The sequence below is a fragment of the Pseudomonas sp. Au-Pse12 genome (assembly GCF_021341665.1).
Taxonomy (GTDB): Bacteria; Pseudomonadota; Gammaproteobacteria; order Pseudomonadales; family Pseudomonadaceae; genus Aquipseudomonas.
In genome coordinates this window covers 1-14,777 of sequence record NZ_JAJTTH010000014.1, presented here as the reverse complement: position 1 = coordinate 14,777, position 14,777 = coordinate 1, and the positions used below count along the sequence as shown (strand labels likewise).

The 14,777-nt window shown below is 64.7% G+C and carries 16 protein-coding genes; 3 read left to right on the top strand and 13 right to left on the bottom strand.

All coding sequences use genetic code 11. The annotated features are described in order from the left end of the window. Window position 1: 1 nt before the first annotated feature. The 8 genes from LXM55_RS28905 to LXM55_RS28870 form a co-directional block, all read right to left on the bottom strand. Complete coding sequence (locus LXM55_RS28905) at window positions 2–436, bottom strand: RidA family protein (protein ID WP_233323538.1); 435 nt, start codon at window positions 434–436, stop codon at window positions 2–4. Further along, the gene (locus LXM55_RS28900; RefSeq protein ID WP_233323537.1) at window positions 433–1,224 is read right to left on the bottom strand and encodes a 2-keto-4-pentenoate hydratase; all 792 of its coding nucleotides are present in this window, start codon (window positions 1,222–1,224) and stop codon (window positions 433–435) included. Before LXM55_RS28900 ends, LXM55_RS28905 begins: the two co-directional genes overlap by 4 nt. Further along, entirely contained in the window at window positions 1,221–2,255 is a 1,035-nt protein-coding gene (gene dmpG, locus LXM55_RS28895; protein WP_233323536.1) for a 4-hydroxy-2-oxovalerate aldolase, read from the bottom strand. The genes LXM55_RS28900 and dmpG overlap by 4 nt, the downstream gene beginning before the upstream one ends. Before the next feature lie 12 nt (window positions 2,256–2,267). After that, a complete protein-coding gene (locus LXM55_RS28890; RefSeq protein WP_233323535.1) occupies window positions 2,268–3,206 on the bottom strand; it encodes an acetaldehyde dehydrogenase (acetylating) in 939 nt (312 codons plus the stop codon). Between the two features lie 13 nt (window positions 3,207–3,219). Then, entirely contained in the window at window positions 3,220–4,032 is an 813-nt protein-coding gene (locus tag LXM55_RS28885) for a 2-keto-4-pentenoate hydratase (RefSeq protein WP_233323534.1), read from the bottom strand. A 13-nt stretch (window positions 4,033–4,045) separates the two neighbouring features. Next, window positions 4,046–5,506: a 2-hydroxymuconic semialdehyde dehydrogenase gene (locus LXM55_RS28880; RefSeq protein WP_233323533.1), complete on the bottom strand. Its 1,461-nt coding sequence runs from the start codon at window positions 5,504–5,506 to the stop codon at window positions 4,046–4,048. A gap of 96 nt (window positions 5,507–5,602) precedes the next feature. Beyond that, on the bottom strand, window positions 5,603–6,574 hold the full coding sequence (locus LXM55_RS28875) for a LysR substrate-binding domain-containing protein (RefSeq protein ID WP_233323532.1): 972 nt from the start codon (window positions 6,572–6,574) through the stop codon (window positions 5,603–5,605). Window positions 6,575–6,706: 132 nt separating this feature from the next. Beyond that, the gene (locus tag LXM55_RS28870; protein ID WP_233323531.1) at window positions 6,707–8,005 is read right to left on the bottom strand and encodes a hypothetical protein; all 1,299 of its coding nucleotides are present in this window, start codon (window positions 8,003–8,005) and stop codon (window positions 6,707–6,709) included. A gap of 241 nt (window positions 8,006–8,246) precedes the next feature. Between LXM55_RS28870 and selD the strand changes: the two genes are divergently transcribed. Both selD and mnmH read left to right on the top strand, forming a co-directional pair. Continuing rightward, complete coding sequence (gene selD, locus LXM55_RS28865; protein ID WP_060838607.1) at window positions 8,247–9,281, top strand: selenide, water dikinase SelD; 1,035 nt, start codon at window positions 8,247–8,249, stop codon at window positions 9,279–9,281. Beyond that, window positions 9,281–10,381 carry a tRNA 2-selenouridine(34) synthase MnmH gene (gene mnmH, locus LXM55_RS28860; RefSeq protein WP_233323530.1) on the top strand — a complete coding sequence of 367 codons (1,101 nt, stop codon included), beginning with the start codon at window positions 9,281–9,283 and terminating at the stop codon, window positions 10,379–10,381. The genes selD and mnmH overlap by 1 nt, the downstream gene beginning before the upstream one ends. A 52-nt stretch (window positions 10,382–10,433) precedes the next feature. Here mnmH and LXM55_RS28855 read toward each other — a convergent pair whose 3' ends face one another. From LXM55_RS28855 to LXM55_RS28835, 5 genes are all read right to left on the bottom strand, one after another. Beyond that, the gene (locus LXM55_RS28855; protein WP_233323529.1) at window positions 10,434–10,775 is read right to left on the bottom strand and encodes a DUF6124 family protein; all 342 of its coding nucleotides are present in this window, start codon (window positions 10,773–10,775) and stop codon (window positions 10,434–10,436) included. Window positions 10,776–11,065: 290 nt separating this feature from the next. Next, window positions 11,066–11,407, bottom strand: coding sequence for a type II toxin-antitoxin system HicB family antitoxin (locus LXM55_RS28850; protein WP_233323528.1), 342 nt, complete (start codon window positions 11,405–11,407; stop codon window positions 11,066–11,068). Beyond that, window positions 11,404–11,655, bottom strand: a complete 252-nt coding sequence (locus LXM55_RS28845) for a type II toxin-antitoxin system HicA family toxin (RefSeq protein WP_233323527.1) — start codon at window positions 11,653–11,655, stop codon at window positions 11,404–11,406. The genes LXM55_RS28850 and LXM55_RS28845 overlap by 4 nt, the downstream gene beginning before the upstream one ends. Window positions 11,656–11,743: 88 nt before the next feature. Continuing rightward, window positions 11,744–12,799, bottom strand: a complete 1,056-nt coding sequence (locus LXM55_RS28840) for a permease (RefSeq protein WP_233323526.1) — start codon at window positions 12,797–12,799, stop codon at window positions 11,744–11,746. A 253-nt stretch (window positions 12,800–13,052) separates the two neighbouring features. Beyond that, on the bottom strand, window positions 13,053–13,727 hold the full coding sequence (locus tag LXM55_RS28835; RefSeq protein WP_233323525.1) for a histidine phosphatase family protein: 675 nt from the start codon (window positions 13,725–13,727) through the stop codon (window positions 13,053–13,055). Between the two features lie 226 nt (window positions 13,728–13,953). Here LXM55_RS28835 and LXM55_RS28830 point away from each other — a divergent pair, with 226 nt between their 5' ends. Further along, entirely contained in the window at window positions 13,954–14,658 is a 705-nt protein-coding gene (locus LXM55_RS28830; RefSeq protein WP_233323524.1) for a glutathione binding-like protein, read from the top strand. Window positions 14,659–14,777 lie beyond the last annotated feature (119 nt).

Below are 14,777 nucleotides of genomic sequence, written 5' to 3'. Positions count from 1 at the left end.
GTTATTGTTCTCGGCGATTGAGCGGGGCGTAGGCCACCGCCTTGATTTCGATGCGCAGGTGCGGGTGTGGCAACTGATGCACGGCCACGGTGGTGCGGGTCGGCCCCTGTTCGTCGAAGTACTCGGCGTAGACCTGGTTGTAGGGGCCGAAATCGTTCATATCCACCAGGAAGGCGCTGATGTCCACCAGGTCCTGGAGGCCGGCGTTTTCGCTGGCGAGGATATCGCGGATGTTCTCGATCACCGCCCGGGTCTGGGCGCGAATGTCCAGGCAGGTGGTGCCCAGTTCGTCCACGTCGACGCCGTCGAAGCTGTTGTCCGGGCGCCGCGAGCTGGTGCCGGAGATGAACAGCAGGTCGCCGGCACGCTTGATGTGGGGGAAGCGGCCGCGGGGCTTGGCCTTGCCCGGCACCAGGGTGGCGCGATTGGCGGTCATGAGCCTGCTCCTTGTGCCTGGCCGGTGCAGGTGAAGGCGCATTCGCCGTAGCCATTGATCTCCACCGACAGGTGCGCGCCGGGTGTCAGGGCTACGGCGGCGGTGGCGGCGCCGGCCATGATCAGGCTGCCGGCGGGCAGGCTGATCTCGGCCCGGGCCAGCAGTTGCGAGGCGTGCACCAGGCTGCGCAGCGGATGGCCGAGGATCGCCGCAGTCGAACCGGCCTCCACCAGGGCACCGTCCAGGCGCATCAGCACCCCGGCGTTGGCCAGGGCGGAAAAATCCCGGGACCAGGGGCCGACCACCAGCCCGGCCGAGGAGCAGTTGTCCGCCACCACGTCTTCGAGGCTGAATTTGAACGCCTCGTAGCGCGAGTCGATGATCTCGATGGCCGGGGCCACGGCTTCCAGGTAGTCCACGGCTTCGAGCTGGGTCAGCGGCCGGTCGATGGCGCGCCGGGTGAGGAAGCACAGCTCCGGTTCGGCCCGGGGGTGGATGTAGCGATCCAGGTTCAGCAGGCCGCCGTCCTCTTCCAGCATGGCGTCGGTCAGCCAGCCCCAGATCAGGCTGTCGACGCCCATCTGCAGCATCTTGGCGCGGCTGGTGAAGCCCAGCTTGAGGCCGATCATGCGTTCGCCATCGGCGTAGCGATGGGCCATGGAGGCACGCTGGATCTGGTAGGCCTGCTCCAGGTTGAAGGGCGTGTGCCGGCTGAACTGGGGCAGGGCGCGAGCGTTGCGCGCGGCCTGATCCAGGGCACAGGCAATGGGGGCAAGATCGAGGTTCATGGGCGGGACTCCCGGGCAGCGAGCAGGTCGAGGGCGACGTCGACGATCATGTCTTCCTGGCCACCGACCATGCGCCGGCGGCCGAGCTCGACCAGGATGTCGACGGTTTTCAGGCCGTACTTGTGGGCGGCCAGTTCGGCGTGGCGCAGGAAGCTGGAGTAGACCCCGGCGTAGCCCAGGGCCAGGGTTTCGCGGTCGACCCGCACCGGCCGGTCTTGCAGCGGGCGCACCAGATCGTCGGCGGCGTCCATCAGGCGATAGAGGTCGGTGCCGTGGTTCCAGCCCAGCTTGTCGGCGGCGGCGATGAACACTTCCAGCGGCGCATTGCCGGCCCCGGCGCCCATGCCGGCGAGGCTGGCGTCGATGCGCTGGCAGCCTTCTTCCACGGCCACCAGGGAGTTGGCCACCCCCAGGCCGAGGTTGTGGTGGGCGTGCATGCCGGTGGCGGTGTCCGGCTTGAGTGCGGCCTTGAGGGCGCGAAAGCGCAGGCGGATGTCCTGCATGTTCATGGCGCCGCCGGAGTCCACCACGTAGACGCAGGTGGCGCCGTAGCTTTCCATTTTCTGCGCCTGCACGGCGAGGTTCTCCGGGCTGGTCATGTGGCTCATCATCAGAAAACCCACGGTGTCCATGCCCAGCTCCCGGGCACATTCGATGTGCTGGCGCGAGACATCGGCCTCGGTGCAATGGGTGGCCACCCGCACCACCCGGGCGCCGGCCCGGTAGGCGGCCTTGAGGTCGTGCACGGTGCCGATGCCGGGCAGCAGCAGGGTGGCGATGCGCGCGTGTTCGAGCACATCGGCCGCCGCTTCGATCCACTCCAGGTCGGTGTGGGCGCCGAAGCCGTAGTTGAAGCTGGAGCCTTGCAGGCCGTCGCCGTGGGCCACTTCGATGCTGTCGACCCGGGCCGCGTCCAGGGCCCGGGCAATGGCCTGGACCTGATCCAGGGAGTATTGGTGGCGGATGGCGTGCATGCCGTCACGCAGGGTCACGTCGGAAATGTACAGCTTGTTGCCGGAGGTGGAGGTCATGGCGTGGCTCCTTCAGCAGTTGAGCAGCGACTGGGCCATGCGCTCGGCGGTGGCCAGCGCGGCGCAGGTCATGATGTCGAGGTTGCCGGCGTAGGCGGGCAGGTAATGGGCGGCGCCCTCGACCTCCAGGAACACCGAGGTTTTCAGCCCGCTGAAACGCCCCAGGCCCGGGATCAGCAGCGGCGCCGAGGCCGGGATCGGCTCGAACTGCACCTGCTGCTTGAGCCGGTAGCCGGGCACATAGGCCTGCACCGCCGCGGCCATCTCGGCGATGGAGGCGGCGACCTCCTGCGGGTCGGCGGCGGCCGACAGCATCAGCACCGTGTCGCGCATGATCAGCGGCGGTTCGGCCGGGTTCATGACGATGATCGCCTTGCCCCGGGTGGCGCCGCCGAGGGTTTCGATGGCGTGGCGTGTCGTCTCGGTGAACTCGTCGATATTGGCCCGGGTGCCGGGGCCGGCGGACTTGCTGGCAATCGAGGCGACGATCTCGGCGTAGTGCACCGGCGCCACCCGGGACACCGCGGCGACCATGGGAATGGTCGCCTGGCCGCCGCAAGTGACCATGTTCAGGTTGAGGCTGCCCAGGTGTTGCTCCAGGTTGACCACCGGAATGCAGTAGGGGCCGATGGCCGCCGGGGTCAGGTCGATCAGGCGGATGTTCGGTTTGGCCTGGCGCAGCAGCGCCTCGTGGTGCCGGTGGGCGCTGGCCGAGGTGGCGTCGAAAACGAGGTCGATGTGGGCGAACTCGGGCATGCGCAGCAGGCCTTCGACGCCTTCGTGGGTGGTGGCCACGCCCAGGCGCCGGGCCCGCTCCAGGCCGTCGGAGGCCGGGTCGATGCCGACCATGGCGCTGAGGCTCAGGTGCTGGCCCTGGCGGAGGATTTTCAGCATCAGGTCGGTGCCGATGTTGCCCGAACCGATGATCGCGGCCTTGAGGGTTGTGTTCATGAGTGGCTCCGGTTCATTGGGTTCTGGCGAAACTGGCGCTGACGCTGCCCAGGCCCTGGATGTGTGCGCTGAAGCGATCCCCCGGCCGCACCGCGACCATGGGCCCGAGGGCACCGGTGAGGAGGATGTCGCCGGCCCGCAGTGGGGTGCCCAGGCGGGCCTGGGTGTCGGCCAGCCACAGGGCGGCGTTCAACGGGTTGCCCAGGCAGGCGGCGCCGGCGCCGACCGACACCGGCTCGCCGCCCCGGGTCAGGCTCATGCCGCAGCGCACCAGGTCCAGCTGTTGCAACGGCACCGGCCGGCTGCCGAGCACGAACAGGCCGCTGGAGGCGTTGTCGGCGATGGTGTCGCTCAGCTGGATGTCCCACTGGGCGATGCGGCTGCCGACAATTTCGATGGCCGGCAGGGCGAAGGCCGTGGCGCGGATCAGGTCGGCCAGGGTGTGCCGCTCGTGGGGCAGATCGCGTTCCAGCACCAGGGCGATCTCGGCCTCGACCTTGGGCTGGCAGGTGTCGCTCCAGGCGATGGGCTGGTCGTCGCCGCGGGCCATGTCGGCGAACAGCTGGCCGAAGTCCGGCTGCTCCACCCCCAGTTGCCGTTGCACGGCGTGGGAGGTCAGGCCGATCTTGTGACCCACCGGGCGGCGTCCGGCATCGATGGCCGCCAGGTTGTTGTAGCGCTGCACCTGGTAGGCCAGGTCGGCCAGTGAGGTCTGAGGTTGGGCGGTTCGAGCCTGGGCGATCAGCCCGCGCACCGGGGCGCAGGGCTGGCCGTTGAGCTGGGCCTGGCGCAGCTGGTGCGCCGCTTCAATCAGGTCTGCATGCATGTCGGGGTGCCCCTCAAGGGTTGACGCAGATGGTGGTGATCTCGGAGTAGAAATCCAGGGAATGGCGGCCGCCTTCGCGCCCCAGGCCCGAGAGCCGGGTGCCGCCGAACGGCGTGCGCAGGTCGCGCAGGAACCAGGTGTTGACCCAGACCATGCCCACACGAAAGCGCCGCGACAGCTGATGGGCGCGCTTCAGGTCGCGGGTCCACAGGGCCGTGGCCAGGCCATAGGCGCTGTCGTTGACCTGCTGCAGCACTTCGTCCTCGGTGTCGAACGGGGCGATGTGGCAGACCGGGCCGAACACCTCTTCGCGCAGGCAGCGGGCGTGGTCCGGCAGGTCGGTCCAGATCGTCGGCTGGACGTAGGCGCCCTGGTCCCGGGCATCGCCGAACTGTGGAATGCCGCCGCCGGTGACCAGGGTGGCGCCTTCCTCCAGGGCCAGCTGGAAGTAGCCCAGGACCTTGTCCCGGTGCTTGTGGGAAATCAGCGAGCCCATGTTCACCCCGTCTTCATCGGGGTAGCCGATCTTCAACTGTTCGGCGCCGGCCTTGAGGGCGGCGACGAAGCGCTGGTAGATCGGCCGTTCGACGTAGACCCGTTCCGAGCACAGGCACACTTGCCCGGCGTTGGTGAAGCTGGAGCGCAGCACCCCGGCCACCGCGGCGTCGAAGTCGCAGTCGGCGAACACCACTGCGGCGTTCTTGCCGCCCAGCTCGAAGGACACCTCGCGCACGCCTTCGGCGGCGGCTTTCATGATGGTGGCGCCGGTACGGGATTCGCCGGTGAAGGTGATGGCGTCGACGTCGCGGTGGGCGGTGAGGTATTCCCCGGCCGAATTCGGCCCGAAACCGTGCACCAGGTTGAACACGCCAGCCGGCACCCCAGCGTCGCGCATCACTTCGGCCAGCAGGGTGGCACTGGAGGGGGTGTCTTCGGAAGGCTTGACCACCACCGAGTTGCCGCAGGCCAGGGCCGGGGCGACTTTCCAGGTGAGCAGCAGCAATGGCAGGTTCCACGGCGAGATGATCGCCACCACGCCGTGGGGCTTGCGCACGCTGTAGCTGAACACGTCATTGCCGTCGGCGCCGCGCATCTCGAAGATTTCGCCGCCGGACTGGCGCAGCAGCTCGGCGAAGGTGCGGAAATTGTGCACGCCACGGGCCACGTCCAGGGTCCGCGCCTGCTGCACCGGGCGCCCGGTGTCGGCGACTTCGGCGGCGACGAACTCCTCGAAACGGGCCTCGATACCTTCGGCAATCCGCAGCAGCAGGTCGGCGCGCTGGCTGGCGCTGTAAGCGGCCCAGGGGCCGGACTGCGCCGCCTTGGCCGCCGCCACGGCGCGGTCCACCAGGGGCCGGTCGGCCTCGCAGACCTGGCCCAGCACCTGGCCATCGACCGGGGAGACATTGGCAAAGGTCGTGGGGCTGGCGACGAACTCGCCGTCGATGAAATGACGCAGCAGGACTGTGGACACTTGAACCTCCGAAACATGGGTTTCGGGGCGAGTGTAGGAAGGCCTGGTATTAGTGAATAATCAAAGATCGGCCGCTAACTATTAGCAATTGGAATATCAGGGCAAAGCCTGGATCGGCGCTTGCCCGTTGGCGGTCTCTGCCCGGGCCAGGTCCAGGCATTCGCGGAACAGCCGGGCCGCCGGGCCCAGATGGCGCTGGGCGGCGTAGAAGCAACCGATGTCGCCGAACTGCAGCGGCGTCCCCAGATCGAACGCCTGGAGCATGCCGGCCTGGATGAACTGCAATGAGGCCTCGTAGGGCATCAGGGCCACGGTGCGCTGATCCTGCATCAGGGTGATGTTGGTGAGGATCGACAGCGACTCGGCGACATTGTCCGGCGTCGATAGACCGTTGTCCGCGAACAGCCGGTCGGCGGTGCGCCGCAGCAGCGAATCGCGGGTCGGCAGCACCCAGGGGTAGGCGTGCAGGTGCTCGAGGCTGACCGGGGTTTGCTGGTGCAACGGGTGGTGGACGCCAGCGACGATGCTCAGGTCCTCGCGGTACAGCACGTCGACTTCCAGCGACTCGCTGCGCCGGTGCCAGTCGTCCGGCACCCGGCCCACCACCAAGTCGACATCGCCCACCGCCAGCGCCGGAAACAGCTGGTCCATCTGCCCGACCCGCAATGACACCAGCACCCCTGGCGCGCGTTGCTTGAGCAGTTGGATGGCCCGGGGCAGCAGCGAGGTCGAGGCCGAGATCAGGGTGCCGACCATGACATGCCCCGAGGTGCCTTCCTGGAAGGCGTTGACCTCATCGGTCAGGGCGCGCAGTTCCGCCAGCAGCGACTTGGCCCGTTGCACCACCACCTGGCCCAGCTCGGTGGCGGTCACCCCGCGGTTGCTGCGCACCAGCAACGGCGCTTCGAAGTAGGACTCCAGCTCGTGAATGATCTTGGTCACCGCCGGCTGGGTCAGGTTCAGCGCCTGAGAAGCCCGCACCAGCGAGCCGCTTTGCAGCACCTGTTCGAACACCACCAACTGGTGGAACTTGAGTTTGCGGGCGATGGACTGAGTGGTGAATTTCATGCGAAAGCCTCGGTTCATTCCCAGGACGAGTGATTATGCGCAGGCGCGCGCCTTGTGCCGCCTTCTGAGATCGGGCAGGTCTGAGCCTGCTCAGTGTTTTGCCGCTGTCGAACAGGCCCGATACCTTGGGTCTCAATAGGCTTCAAAGAAGCTGAAATGAATTCGTTCCCTGATCGGTTTGGCGTATTCGTGAGCCACCAGCCACAGGTCATCGACTTCATGTAAGCAGTCCATCACGGCCTTGGAGGGGTGATGACTTGAGGTGTAGCGGGCACAGATGATCGCCAAGCGGCCAGGAATGGCGTCGACGAACTCCACGCTATGATTGCCGGCGGCGCCATGATGAGGCACCACATAGGTGCCAACATGGGTCAAGACATCGGCAAAGTGTTTGCGAAACTCTCGCCAGTGCTTGCTCATCAAGCAGTCTCCAGTGGTTATCCAGCCGGTGGGGTTATTCCTCAGACGTTTGTCGCGGCTTGCGCGTCGCTCATACCGGAAGTCACGGTTCGGCGTCAGTCGGGCTTGAGGGCCGCTGTACAGGCATATTGACGGTGAGTTGGAGTTGTTCGACTCGGCGCGCAGCCCGGTTTGCGCGAAGAGAATTTCGGCGCACTGTTTCTTCAAGGTGGCGGCATTTTCTTTGACCGCACTCAGATCTGCGGCGGTGATTGCGGTGGTGCGATCTTTCAGATTTTTCAGGCTGGCTATTTTATCGACGGCTTGGCTCATCGTTTTCAAGGCAGCGGCTGTTTGTTTATAGCTCCACGGGCGCAGGATCCAGGGCAGTACGATTTCCCTGCAGCTCAGACCAATGTTCGCACCATTGGGTAGATTGCCGGAAATGGGTCGCTTCTGGTCGTTTGCGTCAATGTGTACCGCCCTCAGGCGTTGCGGATTATCACTTGGCGCCTCAGTCGTACCTTCTTCAGACGGTAGGTCTGCGCCGATCATGGTAACGGGAGCGCCAAACAACGAGCGGCGTCCATTTGCGATTTCCTTCAGATTGTTCAAATAGTCGGCCGTGCGACTGTCCGCGCTGATTTCGTGGGTGGCAAATACCAGCAGAATGTCGTCGATGGTGAAGTACGGCAAATAAATACGTGAAACGGTCTTGAGTGCGCAGAGTTTCTGCGCTCCTTCATAGTGGTCGATGTCTAGATGGGAAATGAACAGAGCGTCAATGATGCCGTCGCCAGGTTGGTACTTGTGGATGTGCTGTTGCAGAAACTCGTTGATGTCAGTCTCGCCAGGCCCCCTGGATTTGGTACCGCAGTCGAAAACATACTCAAAAGCGCGCTCGCCATGTACGCGAATGGTGCAGGAGTGAAAACCACCCTGACCCACGGCGTGTTGTGTGCGCTCGATGGCAATATCAGGGGAGTCGCGATAGCGTCGATCCGTTGATAGGCAGTTATGTAGGCTTTTCAAATCAGCAATCCTTGTTCGGCAGCGCGCGTTGATCAATCGTTATGACGAGGCTTGATGGGCATCCATGTCAGGCCTGAAAACAGCAACTGATTGTCGTGGCTCAAGACGCGATGTCAATCTGCCTTTTGGCGAGAAGCGTCGCGGTTTCGAAAGCTATTTGCCGGGGGTACTGCTGCTCAGTCACACAGCAGGAGGCTTGCTGTTAGACTCTCCCACCCAGCCAGACTTGACGAGGTGCCCCATGAGCGAGCCGATTCGCCTGACCCAGTACAGCCACGGAGCCGGCTGCGGCTGCAAGATTTCACCCCAGGTGCTGGAGGTGATCCTGGCCGGCAGCGGGGCACAGAACCTCGACCCCAAGCTCTGGGTCGGCAACGCTTCGCGCGATGACGCGGCGGTCTACGCCATCGACGAAGAGCGTGGCGTGGTCTCCACCACCGACTTTTTCATGCCCATCGTCGACGACCCCTTCGACTTCGGCCGCATCGCCGCCACCAACGCCATCAGCGATATCTACGCCATGGGCGGCGACCCGCTGATGGCCATTGCCATTCTCGGTTGGCCGGTGAATGTGCTGGCCCCGGAAATCGCCCGGGAAGTGATCCGCGGCGGCCGCGCCGTGTGCGATGCGGCGGGCATTCCCCTGGCGGGCGGCCATTCCATCGACGCGCCGGAGCCGATCTTCGGCCTGGCGGTGACCGGGCTGGTGGAAAAGCGCTTCATGAAGCGCAACGACACCGCGACCGCCGGCTGCCTGCTGTACCTGACCAAGCCCTTGGGGATCGGCGTGCTCACCACCGCCGAGAAAAAGGGCAAGCTGCGCGACGCCGACATCGGCCTGGCCCGCGACTGGATGTGCACCCTGAACAAGCCCGGCAGCCGTTTCGGCAAGCTCGAAGGGGTGACCGCGATGACCGACGTCACCGGTTTCGGCCTGCTCGGGCACCTGGTGGAAATGGCCGATGGCAGCGGCCTCACCGCACAGATTCACTACGACCGCGTGCCACGCCTGCCCGGCGTCGAATACTACCTGGACCAGGGCTGCGTGCCCGGCGGCACCTTGCGCAACTACAGCAGCTACGCCGAGAAGATCGGCCGGGTCCAGGAGCTGCACAAACGCGTGCTCTGCGATCCACAGACCAGCGGCGGCCTGCTGGTGGCGGTGACGCCTGAAGGCAATGCCGAGTTCCTCGCCCTGGCGGCGGAGCTGGGCCTGGAACTGGCGCCCATCGGTGAACTGGTGGAGCGACAGAGCCACGCGGTCGAGGTGTTCTGATGCCTCTGGACTGCACCGACTACCGCGAGATTTTCCTCAACGACCGGCCGATGATGGACACCCGCGCGCCGATCGAATTCATCAAGGGCGCCTTTCCCGGGGTGCTCAACCTGCCGCTGATGACCGACCAGGAACGCCAGCGGGTCGGCACCTGCTACAAGCAGCAGGGCCAGCAGGCGGCGATTGTCCTGGGCCATCAACTGGTGTCCGGGGACATCAAGCAACAGCGCATCCAGGCCTGGGCCGATTTCGCCCGGGCCCACCCCGACGGCCTGCTGTACTGCTTCCGTGGCGGCCTGCGCTCGCAGATCGTCCAGCAATGGCTCAAGGAGGCGGGCATCGACTACCCGCGGGTCGGCGGCGGCTACAAGGCCATGCGTACCTTCCTTCTGGACACCACTGAGCAAGCCCTGCAGCAGTGTGATTTCGTCCTGCTGGGGGGCATGACCGGCACCGGCAAGACCGCAGTGCTGGGCCAGTTGGACAACGCCCTGGACCTGGAAGGCCACGCCAACCACCGCGGCTCCAGCTTTGGCCGGCGCGCCACCGGGCAGCCGAGCAACATCGACTTCGAAAACCGCCTGGCGGTGGACCTGCTGAAAAAGCGCGAGCGCGGCGTGCGGGGTTTTGTCCTGGAAGACGAAAACCGCATGATCGGCAGCTGCGCCTTGCCGCTGCCGCTGTACCAGAGCATGCAGGGCTTGCCCATGGTCTGGCTGGAAGACCACCTCGACAGCCGGGTGCAGCGCATCCTCGACGATTACGTGGTCAACCTCAGCGCCGAGTTCGTGGCCGTGCATGGCGAAGAAGGTTTTGCGCTGTTTGCCGAGCGCCTGCTGGAGAGCCTGAACAAGATCCACAAACGCCTGGGTGGCGAGCGTCACCAGCGCCTGTTCCTGCTGATGGAAGCCGCGCTGGCGGAACAGGCCCGCAGCGGCGATGTGGAGCTGCACCGGGCCTGGATCGAAGGCTTGCTGGGCGAATACTACGACCCGATGTATGCCTTCCAGCGCGAGAGCAAGGGCGCGCGGATCGAGTTCAGCGGCGACCACGGCGCCGTGCTCGATTACCTGCGCCAGCGCCCGTCGCCCTCGCGCTAGCGCTCAACAATCCGCGCGCTCATAGCACCTGAGCGCGCGGTGCTCGCGGGCGTCAGCGGGCAGGGCGTGGACGGTCGAGCAAAGCCTCGACCACGGCCCGGGCCATTTCCACGGAATGCACCATGGACCAGATCAGGCCACGCTCGATGCCGCTGGCGCGCTCGGTGATTTCATCGGACACCTCCTCGGCGCACTTGAGCAGCAGGGCGACGTGCCTCAAGGCCTCTTCGGCGTTGACCCCCGGTTGCACGCTGAACAGGGCATTGCCCTGGGCATCGCGCAGGCCGAACGGGCGTGCCTGGGTAGGTTTCAGTGCGGCGAGCAGGCTGGCGTTGGCGCGATCCAGTTCGGGGTCGCGTAGCGGGCGGGGTGGATCGGGGACGAGCTTTTTCATAGGGGTACCTACGCGTTAAGGGCGATGTACCTTTGACTCTTCCAGACTTCCACATCCGGGTCGCTGATTGTGCAGCGGCTCAGGGAGGCTGCCTGACGAAAACCAAGGGCGCAAGCCGCTTAAAGGCGTTGGGGATACTCTCGGAAGCGCCTTACAAAACAAAGCGAAAATTCTTGTTTCGGGAATGGCATTCCCTGACCTGTTTGTTTCAAGACGATGCGGGGGGGCGTGCAGGAATTTCCATTGGAGGCCAGCACTCAACGAACGCCAGAGCCTCCACGAGATACCGATCAGTGGTGATGTTGCAGGTATTCGTTCAGGGCCTGACGGGTCAGATCGTTCAACGATACATTCTGCCGGGTGGCGGCCACGGCAGCCGCTAGATGAAGGTCGTGGCCTACCCGAACGTTGAACGAGCCTTTGCAAGGGATTTCGGGTGCTGTGCCCGATTGCTCACAGGTATCCAGATAGTCGTCTACTGCCTCTTTGAAGGCCGCTTCGAGTTCAGCCACGGTCTGCCCTTCATAGCTAATCAGGGCCCTTATGAACTGAAGTTTGCCAAAGAGGCAATTGTCCTCGGTACTGACTTCGATAGAGCCGAAATAGCCCTTGTGCTGCAGTAAGTTGTTCACGGTATGAGACCTCCCGATTTCAGTTGTTCGATCACTTGACGGCGTATATAGGCCTTCAGCTCATTACCGGGGTGCGGTTTGTGCAGGTTGATCATTGCGCCGGGATCGCCATTGTCGAATTTTACCCGGCTGCCCGAGCCCTCCAACGGCGTGTAACCCAGGCGCTTTAGCAGAGTGACCAGTTCCTGCCAGGAAAAGGTCCCCCGTTCGTTAAGTAACTTGGCGAGAAGCTTATCGTTCTTGGACACGGCACCCTCTTTTTTTTGCGACTAAATGTAGTTGCATGCTTCAGAGGGTGTCAATGTGAGTCACTTATCAGCTTCGACTGCCAGTGTTCTAGAGTAACGCCGCACCCATCAACCCGCAGACAATCCCCACCAACATGGTCAGCACGGCCACGGTTACCAGCACCCGGGCATCGAAGTCTTTGCGCAGCATCAGCAGCGACGGCAGGCTGACGCTCGGCAGGGTCATCAGCAGGGCGACCGCCGGCCCGGTGCCCAGGCCCAGGGTCATCATGGTCTGGACGATGGGAATCTCCGCTGCGGTGGGGATCACGAACAAGGTCCCGGCAATCGCCAGGGGCACCAGCCACCACAGGCTGTCGCCCATGGCGCCGTCAATGTGCGGGAACAGCCAGACCCGCGCCGCGCCCAGCGCCAGCACCGCCAATACGTAGATCGGAATGGTGCTCCAGAACAGTTGCCACAGGGTCTTGCCCCAGCGGCTGAGGAACGGCTGGTCGTCCGCCGTGCTGGCTTCCACCACCGCATCCACCGCGGCTTCGGGCAGTTGCTCGGGGCCGGCGACCCGCTGCGCCACCAGGGACACGCCGAGCACCAGGACGATGCCCGCCACCAGGCGCAGGGCACTGAAACCCCAGCCCAGGACAAAGCCCATGAACACCAGGGTCGCCGGGTTGAGCACCGGGTTGGCGATCCAGAACGCCAGGGCCGCGCCCACCGAAACCTTCTGCCGCCGCAGCCCGGCGGCCACCGGCGCGGCGCAGCAGGAACACATCATGCCCGGCAGGGCGAACAGCCCGCCGCGCAGGGTCGAGCCGAAACCGGCGCGGCCGAACAGGCGCAGCAGCCAGTCCCGGGGAATCAGCACCTGCAACAACGAGCCGAGGATCACCGCCAGCACCGCAGCTTTCCAGATCGCCAGGAAATACACCTGGGAATAGGCCAGGGCCGCGCTCCAGGGCGAGCTTTGCTGATCGTTGAGGATCGACGCGCCGATGCTGTGGCTGTCCGCGGCGACAAAGGCCTTGAGGTAGTAGGGCGACCACTTCACGTAGTACAGGCCGATGGCGGCCACGAGCAGGAACAGCAGGGGTTTGCACCAGAACGCCCAGCCGCGGGTGGGCTGGGTAGGGGCGAGGTTGGACATGAAGGGAATTCCGCACAAGACAATAAGCGCGAATTGTAGCCGCTGGCGCCGGTGCGCCGCGAACCGATCTCGTCCGGCATTGGACTGTAGCCGCTGCCGAGCGTCAGCGAGGCTGCGCAAAGGCCCGCAGGGCCTTGCTTGGCGATTTCCTGTCGACCTCGCAGCAACCTAAAGATCGTGGCGTCTCCTGCGGAGCCGTTCGCAGCCTGCGGCAGCGGCTACAGGGGTGGAGGGCGCCTGTAGTCCGGAACCATCAGCTCGGGCAATCCTGCTCGCCGCCGTCCAGGCCCTGCTTGTAGCTCTGGCTGTGCAGGCTGGCCTTGCCGTTGCGCCAGGTCAGGGTCAGCACGTACAGCGAGTCGAAGTCGCTGGAGGCCCAATCCTCGGTGATCGGGTGCTTCTGGCCCACCGCCTCTTCGGCGACCTTGTTGATCAGCTCGGGCAGGTAACCGTGGGACCAGGCGGTGTAGATGATCGCGTTGTGGTAGCGGTCATGCAGCAGCTCGTCCGCCAGGTCGCTGGTGTCGTTGGCGGCAAAATCGATGTTCACCGGCAGGCCGAGCTTGATGGCGCTGGGGCTGATGGTCATCAGCGGACGGATGTAGCTGTAGGAGTTGTCCAGCTCGCCTTCCTCGACATTGCGCGTCGGGTCGGCGGCGAACACGTACTGCGCCTTGCCGAATTTTTCCGGCAGCAACGTGGCCAGGTCGAGGGCCCGGTTCAGGCCCTGGCAGTTGAGCTGGCCGAGGCCGCCGGCGGGCTTTTCCGCATGGCGCAGGAACACCAGGGTCTGGGTGCCGTCCACCGGTTGCGCGCGGCTGACGCTGGACTCCAGCGACAGGCACAGGGCACTGCCCAGCAACAGGGCGGGCAGCGGCAGGTAGCGGCGGTGCTTGAAGGGGCGGGCAAGGCGGCGGAGCAGCTTCATGGGGTGGCGATTCTTCGGGGCAATGGGGCGCGGCTGACAAACCGGTGTTCCCTGTCATCGAGCGTGGCCTGTCGCGGCCGTGGTTTCTGAGTCCCTGAACGGCATTTGGTTCGATTGCCCGCAGCTTAAGCGCTGCATGTTGCCGATTTAAGAAAGCCCGGCGGATAATCCCCCGCTGTTGCCCCTCTGTGGCGTCTCCCCCTTTGATTGAGACTGGAAGCCTGTCATGAGCGATCTTTCCGCCTTTGCCGTTACCCAGAAATGGCCTGCGCAATTCCCCGAGTGGATTCAGCTGTACTCGTTGCCGACCCCCAACGGGGTCAAGGTCTCGATCATGCTCGAAGAGATCGGCCTGCCGTACGAAGCGCACCGGGTCAGCTTCGAGACCCAGGACCAGATGACCCCTGAGTTCCTCAGCGTCAGCCCGAACAACAAGATCCCGGCGATTCTCGACCCCCACGGCCCGGGCGACCGGCCGCTGGCGTTGTTCGAATCGGGAGCGATCCTGATCTACCTGGCGGACAAGAGCGGGCAGTTGCTGGCCCAGGAGTCGGCGGCGCGTTATGAAACCATCCAGTGGCTGATGTTCCAGATGGGCGGCATCGGGCCGATGTTCGGGCAGGTGGGGTTCTTCCACAAATTCGCTGGCAAGGAATACGAGGACAAGCGGCCGCTGGAGCGTTACGTGAACGAGGCCAAGCGTTTGCTGGGGGTGCTGGACAAGCACCTGCAGGGGCGTGAGTGGATCATGGGCGAGCGCTACACCATTGCCGATATTGCGACCTTTCCGTGGATTCGCAATCTGATCGGGTTTTATGAGGCGGGTGGGTTGGTGGGTATCGACAGTTTCCCGGATGTGCAGCGGGTGCTGGCCAAGTTTGTGGCGCGGCCGGCGGTGATTCGTGGGTTGGAGATTCCCAAGGTGGTTTGAGGGGGAGGTCTGGGGTTGTGGTTAGTGGGATGGGGGGTATATCCGTTGCTGCGGGTGTGGCGGCTGGCGGTTTCGCCTTTACGGCGAGTTTGATGGGGTACATATCCGTTGCTGCGGTC